The organism is Pseudomonas sp. F2 (assembly GCF_057174385.1).
This window is the reverse complement of record NZ_CM169904.1, coordinates 5,382,320-5,403,496: the sequence shown is the minus strand read 5'-3', so window position 1 is coordinate 5,403,496 and position 21,177 is coordinate 5,382,320. Positions and strand designations below refer to the sequence as shown.

Sequence of the window (21,177 nt, the reverse complement as noted above, 5' to 3'; positions counted from 1 at the left end):
GGATTCATCCCCGATGGACTGCGCAGCAGTCCCTGATCACTTGCAGGCATGAAGGGACGCTGCGCGTCCCATCGGGGATGAATCCCCTCCCTACAGGTTTCTCGGCAGTATTCAGACGCGGAACGCGCTGATCAGCTGTTTGAGTTCCACTACCTGCGCCGACAATGCCCGGCTGGCGTCCTCGGTCTGATGCGCACCTTGGGCCGTGCGTTCACCGGCGCGGTTGATCTCGACGATGTTCTGGTCGATGTCATGCGCGACGGCGGTCTGCTGCTCCACGGCAGCGGCGATCTGCTGGTTCTGATCGACGATCATGCCTACCGCACCCAGGATATTTTCCAACGCCTGCTGGACCTTTTCCGACTGCCCGACCGTGCCGTTGGCCATCTGATGGCTGACGCCCATGGCTTTCACCGCCGCACCGACGCCGCCATGCAGTTTGGCGATCATCTGCTCGATTTCTTCGGTCGATTGCTGAGTGCGTTTGGCCAACGTACGCACTTCATCTGCCACCACGGCAAAGCCACGGCCCTGCTCGCCGGCACGGGCCGCTTCGATGGCCGCGTTAAGCGCCAGCAGATTGGTCTGCTCGGCAATGCTCTTGATCACTTCCAGCACGCGGCTGATCGACTGGCTGTCGCTGGCCAACTGATTGATCACCAGCACCGATTGGTCGATCTCGCTGGCCAACGCGGCAATGCTGCCCTGCTGCGACTCCACCAGTGTGCGGCCGCTGACGGTTTCATCGTTGACGCTGTGCGCACTGCTCACCGCTGCCGCTGCGCTGCGTGCAACTTCCAGCGAGGTCGCCGACATCTGATTCATCGCGGTCGCCACTTGCTCGATCTGCGTGCGCTGCCCGGCCACCGCCTGATTGCTTTGCGCGGAGACGTTTTCCACCTGCCCGGCCTGGCGCTCGACCTCAGCCACGGTTTGGCCGACCCGTTCGATCAGGTCGTGGATCTTCCTTACGGTGCCGTTGAACACCTCGCCCAGCTCGCCGAGTTCATCGCGGCTGCTGGCCTTGAAATTGACCGTCATGTCACCGGCCGCGACCTTGTCCATCATCGCGCCCAAACGCTTGAGCGTGGTGCGGGTCGAGGCGTAGAAACCCGCGTAGAGATAGAAAATCAGCACGAACACCACCGACAACGCCACCGCCTGCAACACCATGTGCGTGCGGTTTTGCGCCAGGCGCTGTTGCAGTTGGGTATCGAGAAATTTCAAGGTCGCGTCATTGAGCTGGTAGGTCTGCGCCATCAGCCCGGTGACTTGGTCGTAAAACGCCTGCCACGGAGTATCGAGGGTCTCGGCCACCACGACTTTCGCTTCAAACAGTTCACTGGCCTGTTTGAGCGAGGTCTTGCTGCTGTCGGACGGCGCGCTGAGGCTGGCGCGCGCGGCTTTGCTGGAATCGAGGGCATCCTGCAATTTCAGTGCGTATTCGGCCTGGAGCTTTTCGATCTGCGCCAGCAACTCGTCGAAACGGGTACTCGACGAGCTGTTGAGAAAGCCCTGCCCCAACGAATATGAGCCGATGGCCCGGCCTTCGCCGAGGGTTTGGGTGACGCCCGGGGTAATGTTGGTGAGCAATTCGCTGAGCTGGCGGATGTCGCTCTGATTGTCGCGGCTCAGTCCGGCCTGACTGGCGATGATCTGGCTGAATATCTGCGCATTACCAAGCAATTTGCCGATCATCGCGCTTTTGCTTTGCAGGGAGCTTTCCGCCTGTTGCGCCTTGAACGCGCTGATCATTTCGTCGCGTTTGCCGTCGAACAGTTTGACCTGCTCGGGATCGTCGGTCATCGCCTGCAGACCTTGCAAGCGCGCCAGCACGGCTTGCTCCAAGCTGCTGATCTGCGCCTCGAGGTTGTCGGCCTTGCCGGACTGCCCGAGGACGACGTTGATCTGTACCAGATTGTTCAGGGTTTCCAGATCCCGGCGCAGGCTCAGGCTGCTGCCCAGCAGATCGAGGCTCTGCAATTCGACCCGGGTGCCCTGGAATTCGCGGTAGGAATCGCGCACCAGATAGAAATTGGTCACCAGCATCGGCACCAGAAACAGCACGCTGATCAGGCTGAACTTCATGCCGAAGCTCAGACGGTTCATCAGCGAGACGGCGGGATAGAGCAAGCTCTTCACTGGAAGTCTCCCTTGGTTTTTCTTGTTTTTATTGGCAGGCGCAGGGCGACAGCAGATAGCCACTATCGGGCGCTGTCTCTGTATAGCTCAAATCGGCGGGAGGTTTTGTAACTTAAGGTTAACGACTACGCTGCGCCGGTCACTGACCTGTGGCGAGGGGATTTATCCCCGATGGGCTGCGCAGCAGCCCATTAAGATATTGGGGCCGCTGCGCGCCCCATCGGGGATAAATCCCCTCACCACAATGAATTTCACGGGCGAGTATCAGTGAATCAAGACTGTCCACAAGGCAAACCCGGCATACCACAGCACTGCCGCGCGCAGCAGCAGTTCCCACAGGCAATCGAGGGTGTTGATGCCTTCAGGGCCGACCACCGGCGGCGGGATCTCGCCTGCTGCCAGACCGACCTTGTTGATCAGATGCGCGGCGCTGATGTTCCAGTTCAACAGCTCGTGCAACATCACCCGGCTGACCGCGACGAAGTTGCCAACCAGTGCAAGGCTGGCAGCCAGCAGGCGCACCGGCAACCAGTCAAAGGCGTGACGTAACTGGGCGGCACGTTCGGCGAGCGCCGGGTTCTGGCTGTTTTCTTCCGCCAACGCCAGCAAGCGATAAGCTAGCGCCGCCACAGGACCGAGCACGAAGTACCAGAAAATCACCGCGAAGAAGCTCTGATAGGCCTCCCATAACAGATGCCCCTGGACCCTATCCAGCAACTGCTCGCCGCTGTCGGCGCAGATGTCCAGATCACGTTTGGCCACATGCGCGGCCGCTTGCAGGTCTTCGCGACGCCAGGCGTCACGAAACGGCCCGAGGCCACCGAGCAGATCACCGCGTCCCAGCGCATAAATCACCACCAGCAAATGCACCGGTAGCGCCAGCAGGCCATAAGCGACAGGTTCCAGCACCAGCAGCAACAAGCCGAGCAGCGCCACCGGCAGCAACACCAGAATGATCAGCACCAGCCACGGCCGATTCGATAATCGTGGGCTGCTTTCGAGTTTGTGCAGCTCGCGGATCCATCCGCCATCGCGTTGAACCCGATGGCGCAAGGCCGAGAACTTCTCGATCCAGACCGCCAGCAGTAACACCAGAAAACTCATTGTCCTTCCTCTTGTGCCAGGGCTGCGCGGTAACGCGCCCAGTCGAATGCCGGGCCAGGATCGGTCTTGCGCCCGGGTGCGATGTCGCTGTGCCCGCAGATACGGGCGCCGGTGATGGCCGGAAATGCGGTTTGCAGCTGACGCGTCAGCGTGATCAGCGCCTGATACTGCGCATCGGTAAAGGGCAGATCATCGGTGCCTTCGAGCTCGATGCCCACGGAAAAATCGTTACAGGTTTCCCGGCCTTCGAACATCGACACGCCAGCATGCCACGCCCGCTCCAGACAGGAGACAAACTGGGTGACGCTGCCGTCACGTTCGATCAGAAAATGCGCCGAGACGCGCAAGTCGGCAATCCCAGCAAAATAGGGATGCTCGGTGACATCCAGACGATTCTGGAAAAATTCCTGCACCTTGCCGGTGGCGAACTGCGCCGGCGGCAGGCTGATGTTGTGGATCACCAACAGGGAGATTTCGCCCGCGGGGCGTTCATTGAAGTTGGGTGATGGGCAGACCTGCACCCCGTGACACCACCCGCTAGCGGGATCCAACTGCATACCGATTCCTTCAACGCCGACTGTGTTGGCGCCCAGTATGCCGTGATCAGCCCCCGGCGCGCGATCACTTGCCGCGATTGAGTCGCCGCAGATTGCCAAGCACCGACTCCAGCGCCCGATCGAACAGTAAAGTGTCATCCAGTGCCCGTACCGCGCCCCGGCGGAATTCAAGGGCCAGGTCGATGCGGCTGCGCTCCAGCACTTTCATCCCGGTGCGGTCGACGAACACGTATTTGCCGGTAGCCTCGATGATCGCTGCCAGCTTGCAGCGCAGGCTGTGCTCGTCGTCTTCCTGGAAGGCGACCCAACTGCCCAGACGCAGTTGCTCCACCTGACGCAGGCCGGGGTCGTCATGCGCCAGGCCGCTGGCATTCAGGCCGGTCGCGCCCTCATCGGCGCTGCGCAGGGTAATGTGCTGCGACACTTCAACCAGCGCCGGCGCATCGGTTGGCGGCTCGGTTGAGGGCTCAAGCACCCGCACATGCAACGCTTCCAGCTCGCTGAAAAATTCGCTGGTGGCGAACGGATCGAACGCCGAACTGCTCAGGCCATCACGCAATGATTTGAGCAAACCGGGCACCAGCGCCAGCAATCGCAGACCGGCGTCCGCCTCGTCATGACGCTGCACGCTCCAGATCAATTGTTCCATGGTCTGGACATCGGCCTGCCATTCAGCCGACTGGTCGCCATGCTTGAGGCACGTCAGCAGCAGTACTTTGCTCCACGCATCACGCACGAACATTACCACCGAAGGCGGCAGGACTTTCCCCAGCAGCGCCAGATTCAACACCTGCTCGACCCGCTGCCGGGCCAACTCGGTTTTCGCTCGCCCTTCCTCGGCGTCGCGCAAACGCTGCTCAAGCAATTCGCTGCGCCGCCGCTCATCGCTGGTGAAGGCGAGGAAGTCTGCGAGCAATTCGGAGAAGATCGCCGGGTCGTCAACGAACTCGGTGAGCAGGCGCTGCACCACTTGTTCGATGCGCAGATAAAGGCTGTCACGCGCCTCGCCGCTGCAATCGCCCCAGCCCATGGCGGCATCGGCGATTTCATTGAGCAGGCGTCGCGCCGGGTGGCTGCCGCGGCTGAAGAAGCTTTTGTCGAGCACCGCCACTTTGAGCATCGGAATCTGCAAACGGGCGATCAACGCCTTGAGCGAATCCGGCAGGTTAGGGTCTTCGAGGATGCAGTCGAAGACCATCGCGATCAGGTTGATCACATCTTCATCCGCACCGTCGACGATGCGCGATTTGCCGCTCCTGACGCTGACCCGCGTCAGCAACTGTTCGAGCTGGTTGCGCAGGTCGAAGTCATCCTGCGCCGCCAGCGCCGGTACGTATTGCTGCAGATGCGAGAGCAGGCGCAGCAGATCGCGGGTACTGATCGGTTGCGTCGCGACGCTCGGCTCCAGGGTCGGCGCGACGCTGCCGCGCACGTGCCGGAGCAACTCCTGCAACGCGGCGAAAACTTCCTGTACGCCTTCGTCGGCGGGAGCCGGCTCGTCGCTTTCTTCGCTGCTGATGCTCGCTGCCGCACGCTCGACCGCGCGACGCGCAGGTGCCGGTTTCAACTCGGGCAGCACGCCAGTGGCGACCAGCAATTGATTGGCTTCGGCGTACAACGGCTCGGTGTCGGCCAGCACGTAGCGTTCGAACAGTTTGAGCAAGATCAGCTTGACCTTGATCTCCACCCCCAGGTTGCGCCCGGCTTGCAGAAAAAACTCGCAGAGCATCGTCGGCCCGAGCGGGTTGTGCTGGTTGTCGAAATTCTTGCCCAGCAACACGTTGAGCCGCGCAGTCAGTTGATCGAGGGCAAAGCCGTCACGCTTGAGCACCCGACCGACCATGGTCTCGACCGCTACATTGCGCTCCATGTCGTCGGTCCGCGGTGCCGACTCTTCGAACATCAACGAATCGGGCAACGTGTGCTGAACGGGGTCGTACTGGATGAGGGCGACGAAGGCTTCGAAAAATTGTTCGAGAAACCCGCGCTCGATGTTTTTGCGTTTGAGGCGCAGGTCGCGCATGGCTTCGAAAAAGATGTTCTGTTCGACATCGTTGCGCGCCCGGTCGGCCATTTCGAACAGGGTGTCGTCGGCGTTATCGAACAACTCCTGCAAACCGTGGCGCAGTTGCTGGGCCGCCTTGTCGCGGACCTGAAGCAGAATCACAGGCAGGCGGGCGAGCGGCGAGTGATTCGCCTGATCGGTAGCGGCCTTGTGCAAAGGCACTACATTCCCGTCGTTGTGCATCCAAGCCTCCTGAAACGGTGATTCCACTGGGCAGATACCGCGCGATTCCCTGTGGGAGCGGGCTTGCTCTCACATCAGCGTCAAAGCCATGACGTCAAATGCAAGGCGGATTATCTTGCAAAACTTGTCGCGGGCGCTATAGCCATCAGGGTTTCCCCTATGCCTGCAACACCTTCCAGTGACCACGAGAAGCATTGCTTTGCTCACAGAAAATCGACCAGTTGCAGTCTGCCACGCGCGTTCTCGCCTTGGGTTGGCTCTCGCCATGCCCCTATAATCGGCGCACTTAGTTTGTGGAGCCCGTTATGCCGAATCTACGTCTCGCTGATCTGACCGCCGAAATCGAAGCCAACGTGCGCCGCGCGTTGCTCGAAGACGTCGGCAGCGGCGACATCACCGCGCAACTGATCCCGGCCGAACGTCTGGCCAAAGCCACCATCATTACTCGTGACGACGCCGTCATCTGCGGCACGGCGTGGGTCGACACGGTGTTTCGCCAGCTCGATCCGCGCGTCGCGGTGCATTGGCAGGTGCGGGATGGCGAACGGGTCAAACCCAATCAGCCGTTGTTTCACCTGGAGGGCCCGGCGCGTTCACTGCTGACGGGCGAGCGCAGCGCGCTGAACTTCCTGCAACTGCTGTCCGGCGTGGCGACGCGTGCGCAGTACCTGGCGGACTTCGTGGCCCAGACCCAGGTCAAGCTGCTGGATACCCGCAAGACCCTGCCGGGCCTGCGTCTGGCACAGAAATACGCAGTGACCTGCGGCGGCTGCCACAACCACCGCATCGGCCTCTACGATGCGTTTCTGATCAAGGAAAACCACATCGCCGCCAGCGGCGGCATCGCGCAGGCCATCGCCGCCGCGCACAAGATCGCGCCGGGCAAACCGGTGGAAGTCGAAGTGGAAAGCCTGGAAGAGCTGAAAGAAGCGCTGGCAGCCGGCGCCGACATCATCATGCTCGACGAGTTGAGCCTGGACGACATGCGCGAAGCCGTGCGCCTGAACGGCGGCAAGGCCAAACTGGAAGCCAGTGGCGGCATCAACGAAAGCACGCTGCTGCCGATCGCCGAGACCGGGGTCGATTACATCTCGATCGGTGCGATGACCAAGGATGTGAAGGCAGTGGACCTGTCGATGCGTCTGAGCCTCTGAGGCCCTCACGCCATAAAAAACGCCAGCCCGGTCAAGGCTGGCGTTTTTGTTTCAGACCACCAGATTGTTCATCTCGCAGTACTCTTCCCAATCGACGCCCAACACTTCGGCCGCCTCCTTGTGCAGTTCCAGACGCTTGGCCTCAAACTCTTCAGGGGTGCTGGTGTACTTGAGCGTCAACTCCCACGGCTGCAAGCCCTGGGCCTCGGCTTCGTCCTCGAACGCCCACTGGATCTGGTCCTTCTGCTCATCAGGACTCAGGTCCTTGATCTCTTCCAGCAGTTGGGGCGCATCGAGCTTGTATTTCTCCAGCGCTTGTTCGTGACGTTGCTCTTGAGTTAATTCGGTCATGGCGTTCTCGCTGATCGTAAGAATGGAGGATGGATCTGGATCATCAAGGATCTCTCTGACGCGGACTGTCCGGCCTTCGGAACCATTCGGGATCATCTGAAAACTGCTGGGCGATGCTCATGCAGGCATCGAATATAGGACGTTTGCATGACGAATTACACGGCTCTTTACATCTCTCGAACAAAAACTTGACCTGCGGAACATAAATCCGGATTTTGAATCATAGCGATGTGCCACTTCGGCACTCACTCTTGCTGTTCACAAGGAAAACCAGTGATGCGCAGCTTTTCGAAGAATTGTTCCGTTGTGTCTGCCAGTGCCTTGCTCGCCGCCATGCTGTTGCCGGCCAGCGCCATGGCGCTTGAATTGAGCAACAGCAGCTCATCCTATGGCGACAAGGTTTCGCTGATTCACAATGACTACGGCAAGGATGTTGTCATCAAAAGCGATATCAGCATTGATGAACTGCAAAAGATCCGCGATACCGTCCGCGATCAGTCACGCCAGATTGAAGAACTCAAACGCAGCAGCGGTTCGAGCTCGAACTCCAGCAGCAAGGAAATCGATGACCTGAAGAGCAAGGTCAAGGATCAGGACCGGCAACTGGATACCCTCGGACGCCAGGTCGAAGACCTCAAGCGCAACAGCGGCTCGAGCTCGAATTCCGCCAGCAGCGAGATTTCCAGCCTGAAGCAGAAAATCAATGATCAGGATCGCGCCATGGATCAGCTCAAACGTACCGTCGAGGATCTGAGCCGCAAAGTGAAATAAGGGAAGTGGTGCCCGAGACAGGAATCGAACCTGCGACCTTCGCGTTACGAGTGCGCTGCTCTACCGGCTGAGCTACACGGGCGGTGGGCTAAACCTAGCACCGGTTTTCATAAAAGCAAAGATCGCAGCCTGCGGCAGCTCCTACACGATCGTTAACACACCTGTTGTGTAGGAGCTGCCGCAGGCTGCGATCTTTTGATCTTTAAGCGCGACAAAAAAAATGCCCCGCCGTTTTCACGGCGGGGCATTTTCATTGCGCTGAAGCTGGGGGCTGATTAAACGCCCGAAGCCTTGGCCGCTGCCACGTCTTTGATGGACAGCTTGATACGGCCGCGGTTGTCCACGTCCAGTACCAGCACTTCCACTTCCTGGCCTTCTTTCAGGATGTCGGTGACTTTCTCTACGCGAGCGTCGCTCAGCATCGAGATGTGCACCAGACCGTCCTTGCCCGGCAGGATGTTGACGAATGCGCCGAAGTCGACGATGCGCTCAACCTTGCCGACGTAGATCTTGCCGATCTCGGCTTCTGCAGTGATGCTCAGAACGCGCTGACGAGCAGCTTCTGCGGCATCCTTGGTTTCGCCGAAGATCTTGATCGAACCGTCGTCTTCGATGTCGATCGAAGCCTTGGTTTCTTCGCAGATCGCACGGATGGTCGCGCCACCTTTACCGATAACGTCACGGATCTTGTCGGTGTCGATCTTCATCGCGATCATGGTCGGCGCGTTGGCCGACAGCTCGGTACGCGACTGACCGATGATCTGGTTCATCTGGCCGAGGATGTTCAGGCGCGCTTCCAGGGCCTGGCCCAGAGCGATTTCCATGATCTCTTCGGTGATGCCCTTGATCTTGATGTCCATCTGCAGCGCAGTAACGCCTTTGGCGGTACCGGCTACTTTGAAGTCCATGTCGCCCAGGTGGTCTTCGTCACCCAGGATGTCGGTCAGGACGGCGAACTTCTCGCCTTCCTTGACCAGACCCATGGCGATACCGGCAACCGGCGCCTTCATTGGAACACCAGCGTCCATCAGCGCCAGGGAAGCGCCGCAAACGGAAGCCATCGAGCTGGAACCGTTGGATTCGGTGATTTCCGACACGACACGGATGGTGTACGGGAACACGTCAGCGGCCGGCAGCATGGCCGAAACCGAACGACGGGCCAGACGGCCGTGACCGATTTCACGACGACCGGCGCCACCCATGCGACCACACTCGCCCACCGAGAACGGAGGGAAGTTGTAGTGCAGCATGAACGGGTCTTTTTTCTCGCCTTCCAGGGTGTCCAGCAGCTGTGCGTCACGGGCAGTACCCAGTGTCGCGACTACCAGAGCCTGGGTTTCACCACGGGTGAACAGCGCCGAACCGTGAGTCTTCGGCAGCACGCCGACTTCGATGTTCAGCGGACGTACGGTGCGGGTGTCGCGGCCGTCGATACGTGGCTTGCCGTTAACGATGTTTTCGCGAACGGTGCGGTATTCGATCTCGCCGAAAGCGGCTTTGACGTCGGCAGCCGAAGGCTGGCCTTCTTCACCGGACAGCTTGGCCACAACCTGGTCTTTCAGCTCGCCCAGACGTGCGTAGCGGTCAGCCTTGACGGTGATGGTGTAAGCCTGGGAGATCGCTTCGCCGAACTCGGCACGGATCGCGCCCAGCAGTTCGGTGGCTTCTGGAGCCGGAGCCCAGGTCCAGGTTGGCTTGGCGGCTTCAGCGGCCAGTTCCTTGACGGCGTTGATCACCACCTGGAACTCGTCGTGAGCAAACAGTACTGCGCCCAGCATCTGGTCTTCGGTCAGCTCTTTGGCTTCCGATTCAACCATCAGTACGGCGTCGGAAGTACCGGCGACGACCATGTCCAGGCTCGAAGCAGCTTGCTGCTCGTAGGTCGGGTTCAGCAGGTAGCCGGTGCTTTCGTGGAAAGCGACGCGAGCGGCGCCGATCGGGCCGTCGAACGGAATGCCCGAGATGGCCAGGGCAGCCGAGGTACCGATCATCGCAGCGATGTCCGGATCGGTCTTCTTGCTGGTGGAAACGACGGTGCAGACAACCTGCACTTCGTTCATGAAGCCTTCCGGGAACAGCGGACGGATCGGACGGTCGATCAGTCGGGAAGTCAGGGTTTCTTTCTCGGAAGGACGGCCTTCACGCTTGAAGAAACCGCCAGGGATCTTACCGGCAGCGTAAGTTTTTTCCTGGTAGTGAACGGACAGAGGGAAGAAGCCCTTGCCTGGATCGGCTTGCTTGGCACCGACTACGGTCACCAATACGCTGACGTCGTCGTCAACGGTGACCAATACTGCGCCGGAGGCCTGACGGGCGATACGGCCGGTCTCGAGGGTAACGGTCGACTGACCGAACTGGAATTTTTTGATTACCGGGTTCACGGTGTCCTACCTTCTTTGTGGCTCTTGGGGGAACTGGTTTCTTGCGAAATTCTTGGGCAATGTCGGGAATCGGCCCGCTGACTGTCCGGGTAAAACGGTAGTGCAGATAAAACTTGAGGCTGGGAGCCTGCCAGCCACCAGCGGAAAACCGCTGATGCCTGACAGACAACCAACCTCATAGCGCAATCGCTGATTAGCGACGCAGACCCAGGCGGCCGATCAGAGCGCTGTAACGGCTCAGATCCTTGCCTTTCAGGTAGTCCAGCAGCTTGCGACGCTGGTTTACCATGCGGATCAGACCACGACGGGAGTGGTGGTCTTTACCGTTGGCCTTGAAGTGACCTTGCAGTTTGTTGATGTTGGCGGTCAGCAGTGCAACTTGCACTTCTGGCGAACCAGTATCACCAACAGCTTGCTGGTAGTCGGCAACGATTTGAGCTTTTTCTTGAACGTCGAGAGCCATGAGGCAATCCTTTTATCAGGAAACTGTTTCAAAAACAGTTTCAACAGGCCAGGGACAAATCCCTGTATCTATAAATGAGTAGTGACCGTGCCTGTTGACAGCCACACTCGCCGGCCTGCTGTTACACAGACCGGTTTCCGGTCATTCTGACCGAATCAGTCGACGCGGCGCGATGCGCCCGTCTTCGCTCACTTCACCGATACCGATGAAGCGACCATTGTGATCCTGTACCCGTACCATGCCGAACTTCGGAGCATCCGGGGCACGTACCGGCTGGCCGTTGAGCCAGTAGAACGCACTCGCTTCGGAGAAGTGCAGCAGCGGCCAATCCTGCAGGCCGCTGTCCGATGGCATCAGGAAGCGGTCGACCGCTTCGTTGCCGCCTTCGGCATGTACCGCTTCCAGCTCTTCGAGGGTCACGGTCTGCGCCAGGGTGAAAGGTCCGGCCTGGGTACGACGCAGTTCCGCGACGTACGCACCACAACCGAGCTGCTCACCGATATCCTCCACCAGGGTGCGAATATAGGTGCCCTTGCTGCAATCCACCGCAAGACGCGCAGTATCGCCTTCGAAGGCCAGCAATTCCAAGCGCGCAATAGTAACAGAACGCGGTTCGCGCTCCACTACTTCGCCTGCACGAGCCAGCTTGTACAACGGCTGACCATCACGCTTGAGTGCCGAGTACATCGGCGGTATCTGACTGATTTGCCCGCGAAATTTCGGCAGAACCGCTTCGACATCGGCGCGACCAACGGTCACCGGGCGCTCCTGCAAAACCTCACCCTCGGCGTCCGCCGTGGTGGTGGTCTTGCCCAGTTGCGCGAGGGTTTCATAACCCTTGTCGGAATCGAGCAGGTATTGCGAGAACTTGGTTGCTTCGCCAAAGCACAGCGGCAATACACCGGTGGCCAACGGATCGAGGCTGCCGGTGTGACCGGCCTTCTCGGCGTTGAGCAACCAGCGAACCTTCTGCAACGCGGCGTTGGAGGTGAACCCCAGCGGCTTGTCGAGCAGGATGATACCGCTGACGTTACGACGGATACGTTTGACCTGAGCCACCGAATTACTCCTTGGTGTCTTCAGGTGCAGCGGCCACGTGCTGATTGTCCTCAGCCACGGCGCGCTCGATCAGGGCCGACAGGTGCGCGCCACGCACGACGCTTTCGTCGTAGTGGAAATGCAATTGCGGCACGCTGCGCAGCTTCATTTCACGGGCCAGTTGCATGCGCAGGAAGCCTGCGGCAGCGTTGAGCACCTTGATGCTTTGCGCGATGTCTTCGGCGTTGTCCTGCCCCATCACGGTGATGAAGATCTTCGCGTGACCGACGTCACGGCTGACTTCTACAGCGGTAATGGTGACCAGGCCGACGCGCGGGTCTTTGACTTCACGACGGATCAGCTGGGCCAGCTCACGCTGCATCTGATCGCCGATACGTTGGGTACGGCTGTATTCTTTTGCCATGATTTTGTTACCTGTTACTGCCCCACGGTGAAACCCGCAAGGTCTGAAAGCGGCAAACGCCCGGCCTGACAAAAGCCAGACCGGGCGTTGCGTTTAGAGTCCTGACGCCGTGGCGCGCATCTGCATGCGGCGGCTCGGCGTGGCCCTTGAAGTGCGCGAGTCAGAGGCTGCGAGCAACCTGAACCTTCTCGAAGACTTCGATCTTGTCACCGACTTTGACGTCGTTGTAGCTCTTCACGCCGATACCGCATTCCATGCCGGCACGTACTTCGGAAGCGTCATCCTTGAAGCGGCGCAGGGATTCCAGCTCGCCTTCGAAGATAACGATGTCTTCACGCAGTACACGGATCGGACGGTTACGGTGCACAACACCTTCGATCACCATGCAACCGGCGATCGCGCCAAACTTCGGCGAACGGAACACGTCGCGCACTTCGGCCACACCCAGGATGTTCTCGCGAACATCGCTGCCGAGCATGCCGGTCAGGGCTTTCTTGACGTCTTCGATGATGTCGTAGATCACGTTGTAGTAACGCATGTCCAGACCTTCCTGCTCGACGATCTTCCGTGCGCCAGCATCGGCACGCACGTTGAAGCCGAACAGTACAGCGTTGGAAGCCAGTGCCAGGTTGGCGTCGGACTCGGTGATACCACCGACACCGCCACCGACCACGCGCACTTGCACTTCGTCGTTGCCCAGGCCGTTCAGAGCGCCCTGCAAAGCTTCCAGCGAACCACGGACGTCGGATTTGAGGACGATGTTGAGCGTCTTCTTCTCTTCCTGGCCCATGTTTTCGAAGATATTTTCCAGCTTGCCGGCGTGAGCGCGAGCCAGTTTGACTTCGCGGAACTTGCCTTGACGGAACAGAGCCACTTCACGGGCTTTCTTCTCGTCGGCAACCACGCTCATCTCGTCGCCAGCGTCCGGTGTACCGTCAAGACCCAGGATCTCGACCGGAATGGCCGGACCGGCTTCCTTGATCGGCTTGCCGTTCTCGTCGAGCATGGCGCGCACGCGGCCATAGTTCGAGCCGACCAGCACCATGTCGCCTTGACGCAGCGTACCGTCCTGAACCAGCACGGTGGCCACCGGGCCACGGCCCTTGTCCAGACGCGATTCAACGACAACACCACGGCCAGGAGCCGATGGGGTGGCGGTCAGTTCGAGCACTTCGGCCTGCAGCAGAACGGCTTCGAGCAGTTCGTCAACGCCGGTACCCATTTTCGCCGAAACCGGTACGAATGGCGTGTCGCCGCCCCAGTCTTCGGAAGTCACGCCGTGAACCGACAGTTCGCTACGGATGCGATCGAGGTCGGCACCCGGCTTGTCGATCTTGTTCACCGCGACCACCAGAGGAACGCCAGCCGCCTGAGCGTGCTGAACAGCCTCGATGGTTTGCGGCATCACGCCGTCGTCCGCCGCAACCACCAGGATCACGATGTCGGTCGCCTTGGCACCACGGGCACGCATTGCGGTAAACGCAGCGTGACCCGGGGTGTCGAGGAACGTCACCATGCCACGGTCGGTTTCAACGTGGTATGCACCGATGTGCTGGGTAATGCCGCCGGCTTCGCCCGCTGCTACCTTGGCACGACGGATGTAGTCGAGCAGGGAAGTCTTACCGTGGTCAACGTGGCCCATTACGGTCACGACTGGCGCACGGGAAACAGCCTCGCCTTCAAACTTCAGGGACTCGGCCAGGGAATCTTCCAGGGCGGTGTCGCTGACCAGGGTCACTTTGTGGCCCAATTCTTCAGCGACCAGTTGAGCAGTTTCCTGATCGAGTACCTGGTTGATGGTCGCTGGAGTGCCCAGTTTGAACATGAACTTGATGATTTCAGCAGCCTTGACCGACATCTGCTGGGCAAGATCGCCAACAGTGATGGTCTCGCCGATCTTCACTTCACGCACGACAGGACCGGTAGGGTTCTGGAAACCGTGAGCGTTGCGCTTCTTCAGCTTGGCCTTGCCGCGACCACCACGACGGAAGCCGTCGCTTTCTTCGTCGGTTGTGCGTGGCGCCACACGTGGCGCCGGCGCTTTTTCTTTGACCGATGCGCGATGCGGAGCGTTTTTGCGCTCGCCGTCGCCGCCGCCGCCACGACGATTGTTATCGTCGGCACGTGGTTTGTCCGGACGGCGCTGTTCGTCACGCTTGCGAGTGTCGGCAGCTGGCGCAGCAGCGACAACCGGTGCGGCTTCGCGCACAGGTTCAGCGACTGGCGCAGGTGCTGCAACAGCTTCGGCAGGAGCGCTCGGCGCAGCAGCAGGCTGGCGACGCGCTTCTTCTTCAGCGCGCTGCTTGGCTTCTTCTTCAGCCTTCTGACGGGCAGCATTTTCTACTGCGCGACGCTCTTCCAGTTCACGCTGGCGCTCGGCTTCGATTTCTTCCGGGCTACGCTGTACGAAAACCTTCTTCTTGCGAACTTCTACGCTAATGCTCTTGCTACCAGCCACACGCAGGGTGCTGGTGGTTTTACGCTGCAGCGTGATTTTGCGTGGTTCTTCCACTTTCGCCTTGTGGCTGCTTTTCAAGTGAGTCAGCAGGGATTGCTTCTCACTGTCAGTCACATGTTCTTCGGCGGCGGTGTGCGGCAGACCTGCCTCACGCATCTGCTGCAACAGGCGCTCTACCGGTGTTTTGACCTCATCGGCCAGTTGTTTCACCGTGACTTGCGTCATGCACTTCTCTCCTCAGGCCGCGCCTAATTACTCGAACCAGTGGGCTCGGGCGGCCATGATCAACTTGCCGGCACGATCATCGTCAATGCCGTCGATGTCGAGCAGGTCGTCAATAGACTGCTCGGCCAGGTCTTCGCGGGTAATTACGCCGCGCACCGCCAGTTCCATCGCCAAATCCTTGTCCATACCCTCAAGCGAGAGCAGGTCTTCGGCCGGATGGGCGTCTGCCAGCTTTTCCTCAGTAGCGATGGCTTTGGTCAACAAACGATCCTTGGCACGAGCGCGAAGCTCGTTGACGATGTCTTCGTCAAAGCCGTCGATGTTGAGCATTTCTTCCAACGGTACGTAGGCAATCTCTTCCAGGCTGGTGAAGCCTTCATCTACCAGCACCTGAGCCAGCTCTTCGTCGACTTCCAGCTCGTCGATGAAGTTGCGCAGGATGTCGCCGGTTTCTGCTTGTTGCTTAGCCTGGATGTCCGATTCGGTCATCACGTTCAGGGTCCAGCCTGTCAACTGGCTCGCCAGACGCACGTTCTGACCACCACGACCGATGGCCTGAGCCAGATTGTCTGCGCCAACGGCGATGTCCATGGCATGGGCATCTTCGTCAACGATAATGGCCGCCACTTCTGCCGGCGACATGGCATTGATCACGAACTGCGCCGGGTTATCGTCCCACAGGACGATGTCGACACGCTCGCCACCCAACTCGCCCGACACGGCCTGGACGCGCGAACCGCGCATACCGATGCACGCGCCCTGCGGGTCGATGCGTTTGTCCTTGGAACGGACAGCGATCTTGGCACGCGAACCCGGATCACGGGACGCCGCCATGACCTCAATCAGGCCTTCAGCAATTTCCGGCACTTCGATGCGGAACAACTCGATCAGCATTTCCGGCGCGGTACGCGACAGGATCAACTGCGGGCCGCGGTTCTCGGTGCGGATTTCCTTGAGCAGTGCACGCAGGCGCACACCGACACGGAAGGTTTCGCGAGAAATGATGTCTTCACGGGCCAGCAACGCTTCGGCGTTGTTGCCCAGATCGACGATCACGTTGTCGCGGGTGACTTTCTTCACGGTGCCGGAGATGATTTCTCCCAGGCGCTCGCGATAGGCGTCGACCACTTGAGCGCGCTCGGCTTCACGGACTTTCTGCACGATGACCTGTTTGGCGGTCTGTGCAGCAATGCGGCCGAACTCGATGGATTCGATCTTTTCTTCGACGACGTCGCCGACCTTGGCGCCCGGATGCGTTTCGGCAACCTTGCTTGGCCAGGTTTCGATCGCAGGATCGTCGAGATCATTCTCTTCGACGACCGTCCAGCGACGGAAAGTCTCGTAGGAACCGGTGTGGCGGTTAATTTCCACACGCAGGTCAACTTCGTCTTCAAAACGCTTTTTGGTAGCAGTGGCCAGAGCCAGCTCCAGCGCTTCAAAAATCACGCTTGCCGGTACACCCTTTTCATTGGATACCGACTCAACAACCAGCAGTACTTCTTTGCTCATCGTACGCCTCGCCTTTCGCAAGCCATTGGATCCGCGGGATCCGCGTCTCAGTCAAAACTGGGAATAATGTTGGCCTTGTCGATCATATCGATCGGCAACAGGAACTCATGGTCTTCTACCTGCACCACGACGTCCTGTTCTTCTACACCGCGCAGAAGGCCCTGAAAGTTGCGTCGACCTTCAAAAGGCGAGCGCAGCTTGATCTTCACTTGTTCACCGGCAAATTTTGCAAACTGCTCAAGAGTGAACAGTGGGCGTTCCATGCCAGGCGAGGAAACTTCGAGGGTGTACTCAACGGAGATCGGATCTTCAACATCCAGGACACCGCTGATCTGACGGCTGACAATGGCGCAATCGTCCACCAGCACGCCACCCTCTTTATCGATATAAACACGCAACATCGAGTGACGACCCTGAGCCGAAAACTCGATACCCCAGCATTCATAGCCTAGGGCCACGACCACCGGGGCCAACAAGGCCTGCAACTCTTCTAGCTTGCTCGACACCTGAACCCCCTCGTGCATGTAAATGCATGCGCTGCAAAATAAAAAAATGGGCGAAACGCCCATCCTTGAAACGCCGTCGAACAGCGGCGCAGAAAGTATCCAGCTAACAAAAAGCCCCTGAAAAGGGGCTCCTTAAACTGGTTGCGGGGGCCGGATTTGAACCGACGACCTTCGGGTTATGAGCCCGACGAGCTACCAGACTGCTCCACCCCGCGACAAAGCTGGGGCGGAAGTATACGACCGATCCCTTATAGGGTCAATGTAACCTTCCACCTGCAAGAAAGCCCGCAACAGCGGGCTCTCCTGACTAATTGGTACCGAGAAGGGGACTCGAACCCCTACACCCTATGGGCACAACCACCTCAAGGTTGCGTGTCTACCAATTCCACCACCTCGGCAAAACTACGTTTGAAACCCTTCTTACTTCTGCTCTTGAGCTGGAGGTACGTCAGTCGCTGGAGTAGCCGACTTTTGCTCTTGAAGCACCGGGACATCATCAGAAGCCGGTTGTTGTTGCTTTGGTACTTCCAACACTGCTGGATCTGGCAAACCTGCTTGAGTCAGCTGATGAGCTTTCTCTTTAGCAAAGTAACCTAACCCCAAGCTGGTTATGAAGAAACCGGCGGCAAGTATAGCAGTAAACTTACTAAGAAAGGTAGAGGAACCTTGGCTTCCGAACACAGTATTTGAAGCACCTGCTCCGAAAGACGCGCCAGCGTCCGCACCTTTACCCTGCTGCAGCAAAACCAGAGCAACTACGCCCAATGCACCCAGCAGATGAAAAACGACTACGACTGTTTCCAGCATTTTTTCAGTTTCCCGCGGCGCGACAAATCGCACCGAACTCATCTGCATTCAGGGAAGCTCCACCAATGAGCCCCCCATCGATATCCGGCATGCCGAACAGTTCGACCGCATTGGCCGCCTTCACGCTGCCGCCGTATAGAAGCCGCACACCTCGCGCGACTTCAGAATTCTCTGCCGCCAACTGCTCGCGAATGGCTTTATGCACATCCTGAGCCTGTTGCGGCGTTGCAGTCAGTCCGGTACCAATGGCCCAGACAGGCTCGTAAGCAATGACCGCCTTGGCAAAGGCACCAACACCCAGCTCCTCGATGATGCTGCCCAGCTGACGCCCGACAACCTCAAGAGTTTTTCCGGCTTCGCGCTGCTCGAGGGTCTCCCCTACACACAACACCGGAATCAAGCCACATGCCTGTGCCGCTGCGAACTTGCGATTCAGCATCCCGTCTCGCTCGCCCATTATCTGGCGGCGTTCGGAGTGCCCGACAAGCACCAGGGAACAACCTGCATCCACCAACTGACTCGGCGCAATTTCACCGGTCAATGCACCTTGCATGGATTCCACCGCAGAATTCTGCGCACCGACCGAAATCGATTTGCCTTTCAAGCCATCAATCACTTGATTGATATGCAAGCAAGGCGGGAATACCGCGACATCAACACCGCTTGGCAAGGCCAGATGACGAAGGCCGTTGATCAGCTCAGCGACGCTGGCGCGGGTACCGTGCATCTTCCAGTTACCAGCTACCATAGGGCGACGCATGCTGTACCTCGTCGGTCAAAGTGGGCGCAGATGTTACCCAACACAATCATGGCTGGCAAGCCGAATCAGGCAGAAACTTCAGTTACCAGTTTTGCCAGTTCTTCGGCGTAGCTGCGAACCTGAGTTTCATCCTCGCCTTCGACCATCACACGCACCAATGGCTCTGTGCCGGACTTGCGTAGAAGCACGCGACCACGACCCGCCATTGCCTGGGTTACACGCGCACTGGCCTCCTTGACCGCCGGGTGCTCGAGCGGACTTTCGCCACCACCGAAATGCACATTGATCAGTACCTGAGGGCACTTGCGCAACGCCTGACGCGTTTGGGCAAGGCCTTCATTGCGGGTTTTCAGTGCCATCAGCACCTGCAACGCGGCAATGATTGCATCACCGGTGGTGGTGTGATTGAAGCAGACGATATGCCCAGAGTTCTCACCACCTACCAGCCAGTTGCGCTCCAGTAGTTCGGCGATCACATAACGGTCACCGACATTGGCACGAATGAATGGAATCGAGAGTTCTGCCAGAGCGAGCTCCAGACCGAGGTTACTCATCAGCGTGCCGACTACGCCGCCCTGCAATTTGCCACGCCCGTGCAGATCACGCGCGATGATGAACAGCAACTCGTCACCATCAACGATGGCGCCAGTGTGATCCACCATCAGCACCCGATCACCGTCACCGTCAAAGGCGATGCCCAGATCAGCGTGCTCGGCGAGAACAGCGGCTTGCAGCGGCCCCATATGAGTCGAACCGCAATTATCGTTAATGTTCAGACCATTGGGCTGAGCCGACAGCACGACCACTTCGGCGCCCAACTCACGAAAGACACTAGGAGCAACTTTGTAGGTCGCTCCGTGTGCGCAGTCGATCACGATTTTCAAACCGGAAAAGCTGGTACCGGTAGGCACGCTGCTTTTACAGAATTCGATGTAGCGACCCGAAGCGTCGTTGATACGCGACACCTTGCCAATCTTGCTCGACTCAACCACGGTCATCGGGGTATCGAGCAATTCTTCGATCATCAGCTCCAACTCGTCAGGCAGCTTGGTGCCTTTACCCGAGAAGAACTTGATGCCGTTATCGTCATGCGGGTTATGTGAAGCACTGATCACGATCCCGGCTTCGGCTTGAAACGTGCGCGACAGATAGGCAATGGCGGGCGTCGGCATCGGGCCGAGCAGCATCACATCGGCGCCCGCCGACGTCAGACCTGCCTCAAGCGCCGATTCGAACATGTAGCCGGAGATTCGCGTGTCCTTGCCAACCAGCACCTTGCACGCGCCCATCTTGCGAAAGGCCATACCGGCCGCCCAGCCGAGCTTAAGCATGAAGTCAGGAGTGATCGGATATTCACCGACACGACCACGAATACCGTCAGTACCAAAGTATTTCTTGCTCATAAGTGCTCCATCATTCTTATTCGGCTGATTCCACGGCCGCGAGCATACGCACCACGTCTACCGTTTCCGCCACATCATGGACGCGCAATATACGCGCTCCTTTAATCGATGCCAGTGCCGCCAGTGCGAGACCGCCGTGCAAACGCTCACCCACGGGTCGGCTCAAAGCCTGGCCAATCATGCTTTTGCGTGAGACACCGACCAATAGCGGACGCCCCAGCGCATGCAGGGCTTCCATATGCTTGAACAAGCTTAGATTGTGCTGCAGGGTTTTCGCGAAACCGAAACCGGGATCAAGAATAATCCGCTCTGCCGGAATACCTGCCGCCGCACATTGAGCCATGCGCTCTGCCAGAAACTCACCGACTTCCCGGGTAACGTCCTGATAGCGCGGGTTGTCCTGCATGTCACCCGGCTCGCCGAGCATATGCATCAGACAGACCGGCAACCCGGTCGCGGCTGCGGCATCCAGCGCACCATCGCGGCGCAACGAGCGCACATCATTGATCAACCCGGCACCCAGGCGCGCTGTTTCACGCATCACCGCAGGTGTCGAAGTATCGACCGAGATGACCACATCCAGCTCGCGATTGATCAGCTCCACGATCGGAGCTACGCGTTCCAATTCCTCGAGCGGTGAAACCGCACGCGCGCCAGGCCGGGTCGACTCACCGCCGACATCGATCAGCGTCGCCCCAGCAGCCACCATGGCTGCGGCGTGACGCAAGGCCACGTCGAGCTGGTTGTACCGGCCACCATCGGAGAAGGAATCGGGAGTGACATTGAGAATGCCCATGACATGCGTCCGGGCCAAATCAAGAACCCGGTTGCCGCAAGGCAACCGGGTCAGGGACTGTGCAGAAGTCATTTCAAACC

Annotated in this window: 18 protein-coding genes and 3 tRNA genes; 2 read left to right on the top strand and 19 right to left on the bottom strand. The window is 59.0% G+C overall.

All coding sequences use genetic code 11. The annotated features are described in order from the left end of the window. Positions 1 to 111: 111 nt before the first annotated feature. The 4 genes from AC193Q_RS24230 to AC193Q_RS24215 all read right to left on the bottom strand — a co-directional run bounded on the left by AC193Q_RS24230 (position 112) and on the right by AC193Q_RS24215 (position 6,051). Positions 112 to 2,142: a methyl-accepting chemotaxis protein gene (locus AC193Q_RS24230; protein WP_446927483.1), complete on the bottom strand. Its 2,031-nt coding sequence runs from the start codon at positions 2,140 to 2,142 to the stop codon at positions 112 to 114. A gap of 264 nt (positions 2,143 to 2,406) precedes the next feature. Further along, entirely contained in the window at positions 2,407 to 3,246 is an 840-nt protein-coding gene (gene ampE / locus AC193Q_RS24225; protein WP_131671429.1) for a regulatory signaling modulator protein AmpE, read from the bottom strand. Further along, on the bottom strand, positions 3,243 to 3,803 hold the full coding sequence (gene ampD / locus AC193Q_RS24220) for a 1,6-anhydro-N-acetylmuramyl-L-alanine amidase AmpD (RefSeq protein WP_003221563.1): 561 nt from the start codon (positions 3,801 to 3,803) through the stop codon (positions 3,243 to 3,245). Before ampD ends, ampE begins: the two co-directional genes overlap by 4 nt. Positions 3,804 to 3,867: 64 nt before the next feature. Then, entirely contained in the window at positions 3,868 to 6,051 is a 2,184-nt protein-coding gene (locus AC193Q_RS24215; RefSeq protein ID WP_476284946.1) for a DUF1631 family protein, read from the bottom strand. Positions 6,052 to 6,356: 305 nt separating this feature from the next. Between AC193Q_RS24215 and nadC the strand changes: the two genes are divergently transcribed. Then, on the top strand, positions 6,357 to 7,205 hold the full coding sequence (gene nadC / locus AC193Q_RS24210; RefSeq protein ID WP_121183660.1) for a carboxylating nicotinate-nucleotide diphosphorylase: 849 nt from the start codon (positions 6,357 to 6,359) through the stop codon (positions 7,203 to 7,205). Between the two features lie 51 nt (positions 7,206 to 7,256). Here nadC and AC193Q_RS24205 read toward each other — a convergent pair whose 3' ends face one another. Further along, complete coding sequence (locus AC193Q_RS24205) at positions 7,257 to 7,556, bottom strand: DUF6388 family protein (protein WP_041066817.1); 300 nt, start codon at positions 7,554 to 7,556, stop codon at positions 7,257 to 7,259. 276 nt (positions 7,557 to 7,832) lie between these two features. Between AC193Q_RS24205 and AC193Q_RS24200 the strand changes: the two genes are divergently transcribed. Continuing rightward, positions 7,833 to 8,327: a hypothetical protein gene (locus AC193Q_RS24200; protein ID WP_121183658.1), complete on the top strand. Its 495-nt coding sequence runs from the start codon at positions 7,833 to 7,835 to the stop codon at positions 8,325 to 8,327. Between the two features lie 6 nt (positions 8,328 to 8,333). Here AC193Q_RS24200 and AC193Q_RS24195 read toward each other — a convergent pair. The 14 genes from AC193Q_RS24195 to folP all read right to left on the bottom strand — a co-directional run bounded on the left by AC193Q_RS24195 (position 8,334) and on the right by folP (position 21,169). Beyond that, positions 8,334 to 8,409 (bottom strand) — tRNA-Thr (locus tag AC193Q_RS24195). A gap of 193 nt (positions 8,410 to 8,602) precedes the next feature. Further along, positions 8,603 to 10,708: a polyribonucleotide nucleotidyltransferase gene (gene pnp / locus AC193Q_RS24190; RefSeq protein ID WP_007961443.1), complete on the bottom strand. Its 2,106-nt coding sequence runs from the start codon at positions 10,706 to 10,708 to the stop codon at positions 8,603 to 8,605. 193 nt (positions 10,709 to 10,901) lie between these two features. Continuing rightward, entirely contained in the window at positions 10,902 to 11,171 is a 270-nt protein-coding gene (rpsO, locus tag AC193Q_RS24185) for a 30S ribosomal protein S15 (RefSeq protein ID WP_003221553.1), read from the bottom strand. Between the two features lie 141 nt (positions 11,172 to 11,312). Beyond that, positions 11,313 to 12,230, bottom strand: coding sequence for a tRNA pseudouridine(55) synthase TruB (truB, locus tag AC193Q_RS24180; protein WP_024011571.1), 918 nt, complete (start codon positions 12,228 to 12,230; stop codon positions 11,313 to 11,315). Positions 12,231 to 12,234: 4 nt separating this feature from the next. Then, the gene (rbfA, locus tag AC193Q_RS24175; protein WP_007961438.1) at positions 12,235 to 12,633 is read right to left on the bottom strand and encodes a 30S ribosome-binding factor RbfA; all 399 of its coding nucleotides are present in this window, start codon (positions 12,631 to 12,633) and stop codon (positions 12,235 to 12,237) included. Between the two features lie 160 nt (positions 12,634 to 12,793). Next, on the bottom strand, positions 12,794 to 15,316 hold the full coding sequence (gene infB / locus AC193Q_RS24170) for a translation initiation factor IF-2 (RefSeq protein WP_121183656.1): 2,523 nt from the start codon (positions 15,314 to 15,316) through the stop codon (positions 12,794 to 12,796). 27 nt (positions 15,317 to 15,343) lie between these two features. After that, the gene (nusA, locus tag AC193Q_RS24165) at positions 15,344 to 16,825 is read right to left on the bottom strand and encodes a transcription termination factor NusA (RefSeq protein ID WP_003221546.1); all 1,482 of its coding nucleotides are present in this window, start codon (positions 16,823 to 16,825) and stop codon (positions 15,344 to 15,346) included. 47 nt (positions 16,826 to 16,872) lie between these two features. Next, complete coding sequence (gene rimP / locus AC193Q_RS24160; RefSeq protein WP_007973115.1) at positions 16,873 to 17,331, bottom strand: ribosome maturation factor RimP; 459 nt, start codon at positions 17,329 to 17,331, stop codon at positions 16,873 to 16,875. Between the two features lie 138 nt (positions 17,332 to 17,469). Then, positions 17,470 to 17,546: transfer RNA gene (locus AC193Q_RS24155), tRNA-Met, on the bottom strand. A 97-nt stretch (positions 17,547 to 17,643) separates the two neighbouring features. Then, positions 17,644 to 17,729, bottom strand: a tRNA-Leu gene (locus AC193Q_RS24150). Positions 17,730 to 17,751: 22 nt separating this feature from the next. Further along, positions 17,752 to 18,138 (bottom strand): preprotein translocase subunit SecG, encoded by a 387-nt coding sequence (gene secG / locus AC193Q_RS24145; RefSeq protein WP_027610782.1) that lies wholly within the window; start codon positions 18,136 to 18,138, stop codon positions 17,752 to 17,754. A gap of 4 nt (positions 18,139 to 18,142) precedes the next feature. Then, positions 18,143 to 18,898 carry a triose-phosphate isomerase gene (gene tpiA / locus AC193Q_RS24140; RefSeq protein ID WP_008088336.1) on the bottom strand — a complete coding sequence of 252 codons (756 nt, stop codon included), beginning with the start codon at positions 18,896 to 18,898 and terminating at the stop codon, positions 18,143 to 18,145. A 65-nt stretch (positions 18,899 to 18,963) separates the two neighbouring features. After that, complete coding sequence (gene glmM, locus AC193Q_RS24135; RefSeq protein WP_483878896.1) at positions 18,964 to 20,301, bottom strand: phosphoglucosamine mutase; 1,338 nt, start codon at positions 20,299 to 20,301, stop codon at positions 18,964 to 18,966. 16 nt (positions 20,302 to 20,317) lie between these two features. Then, complete coding sequence (gene folP / locus AC193Q_RS24130) at positions 20,318 to 21,169, bottom strand: dihydropteroate synthase (RefSeq protein WP_047291170.1); 852 nt, start codon at positions 21,167 to 21,169, stop codon at positions 20,318 to 20,320. Between the last annotated feature and the right edge of the window lie 8 nt (positions 21,170 to 21,177).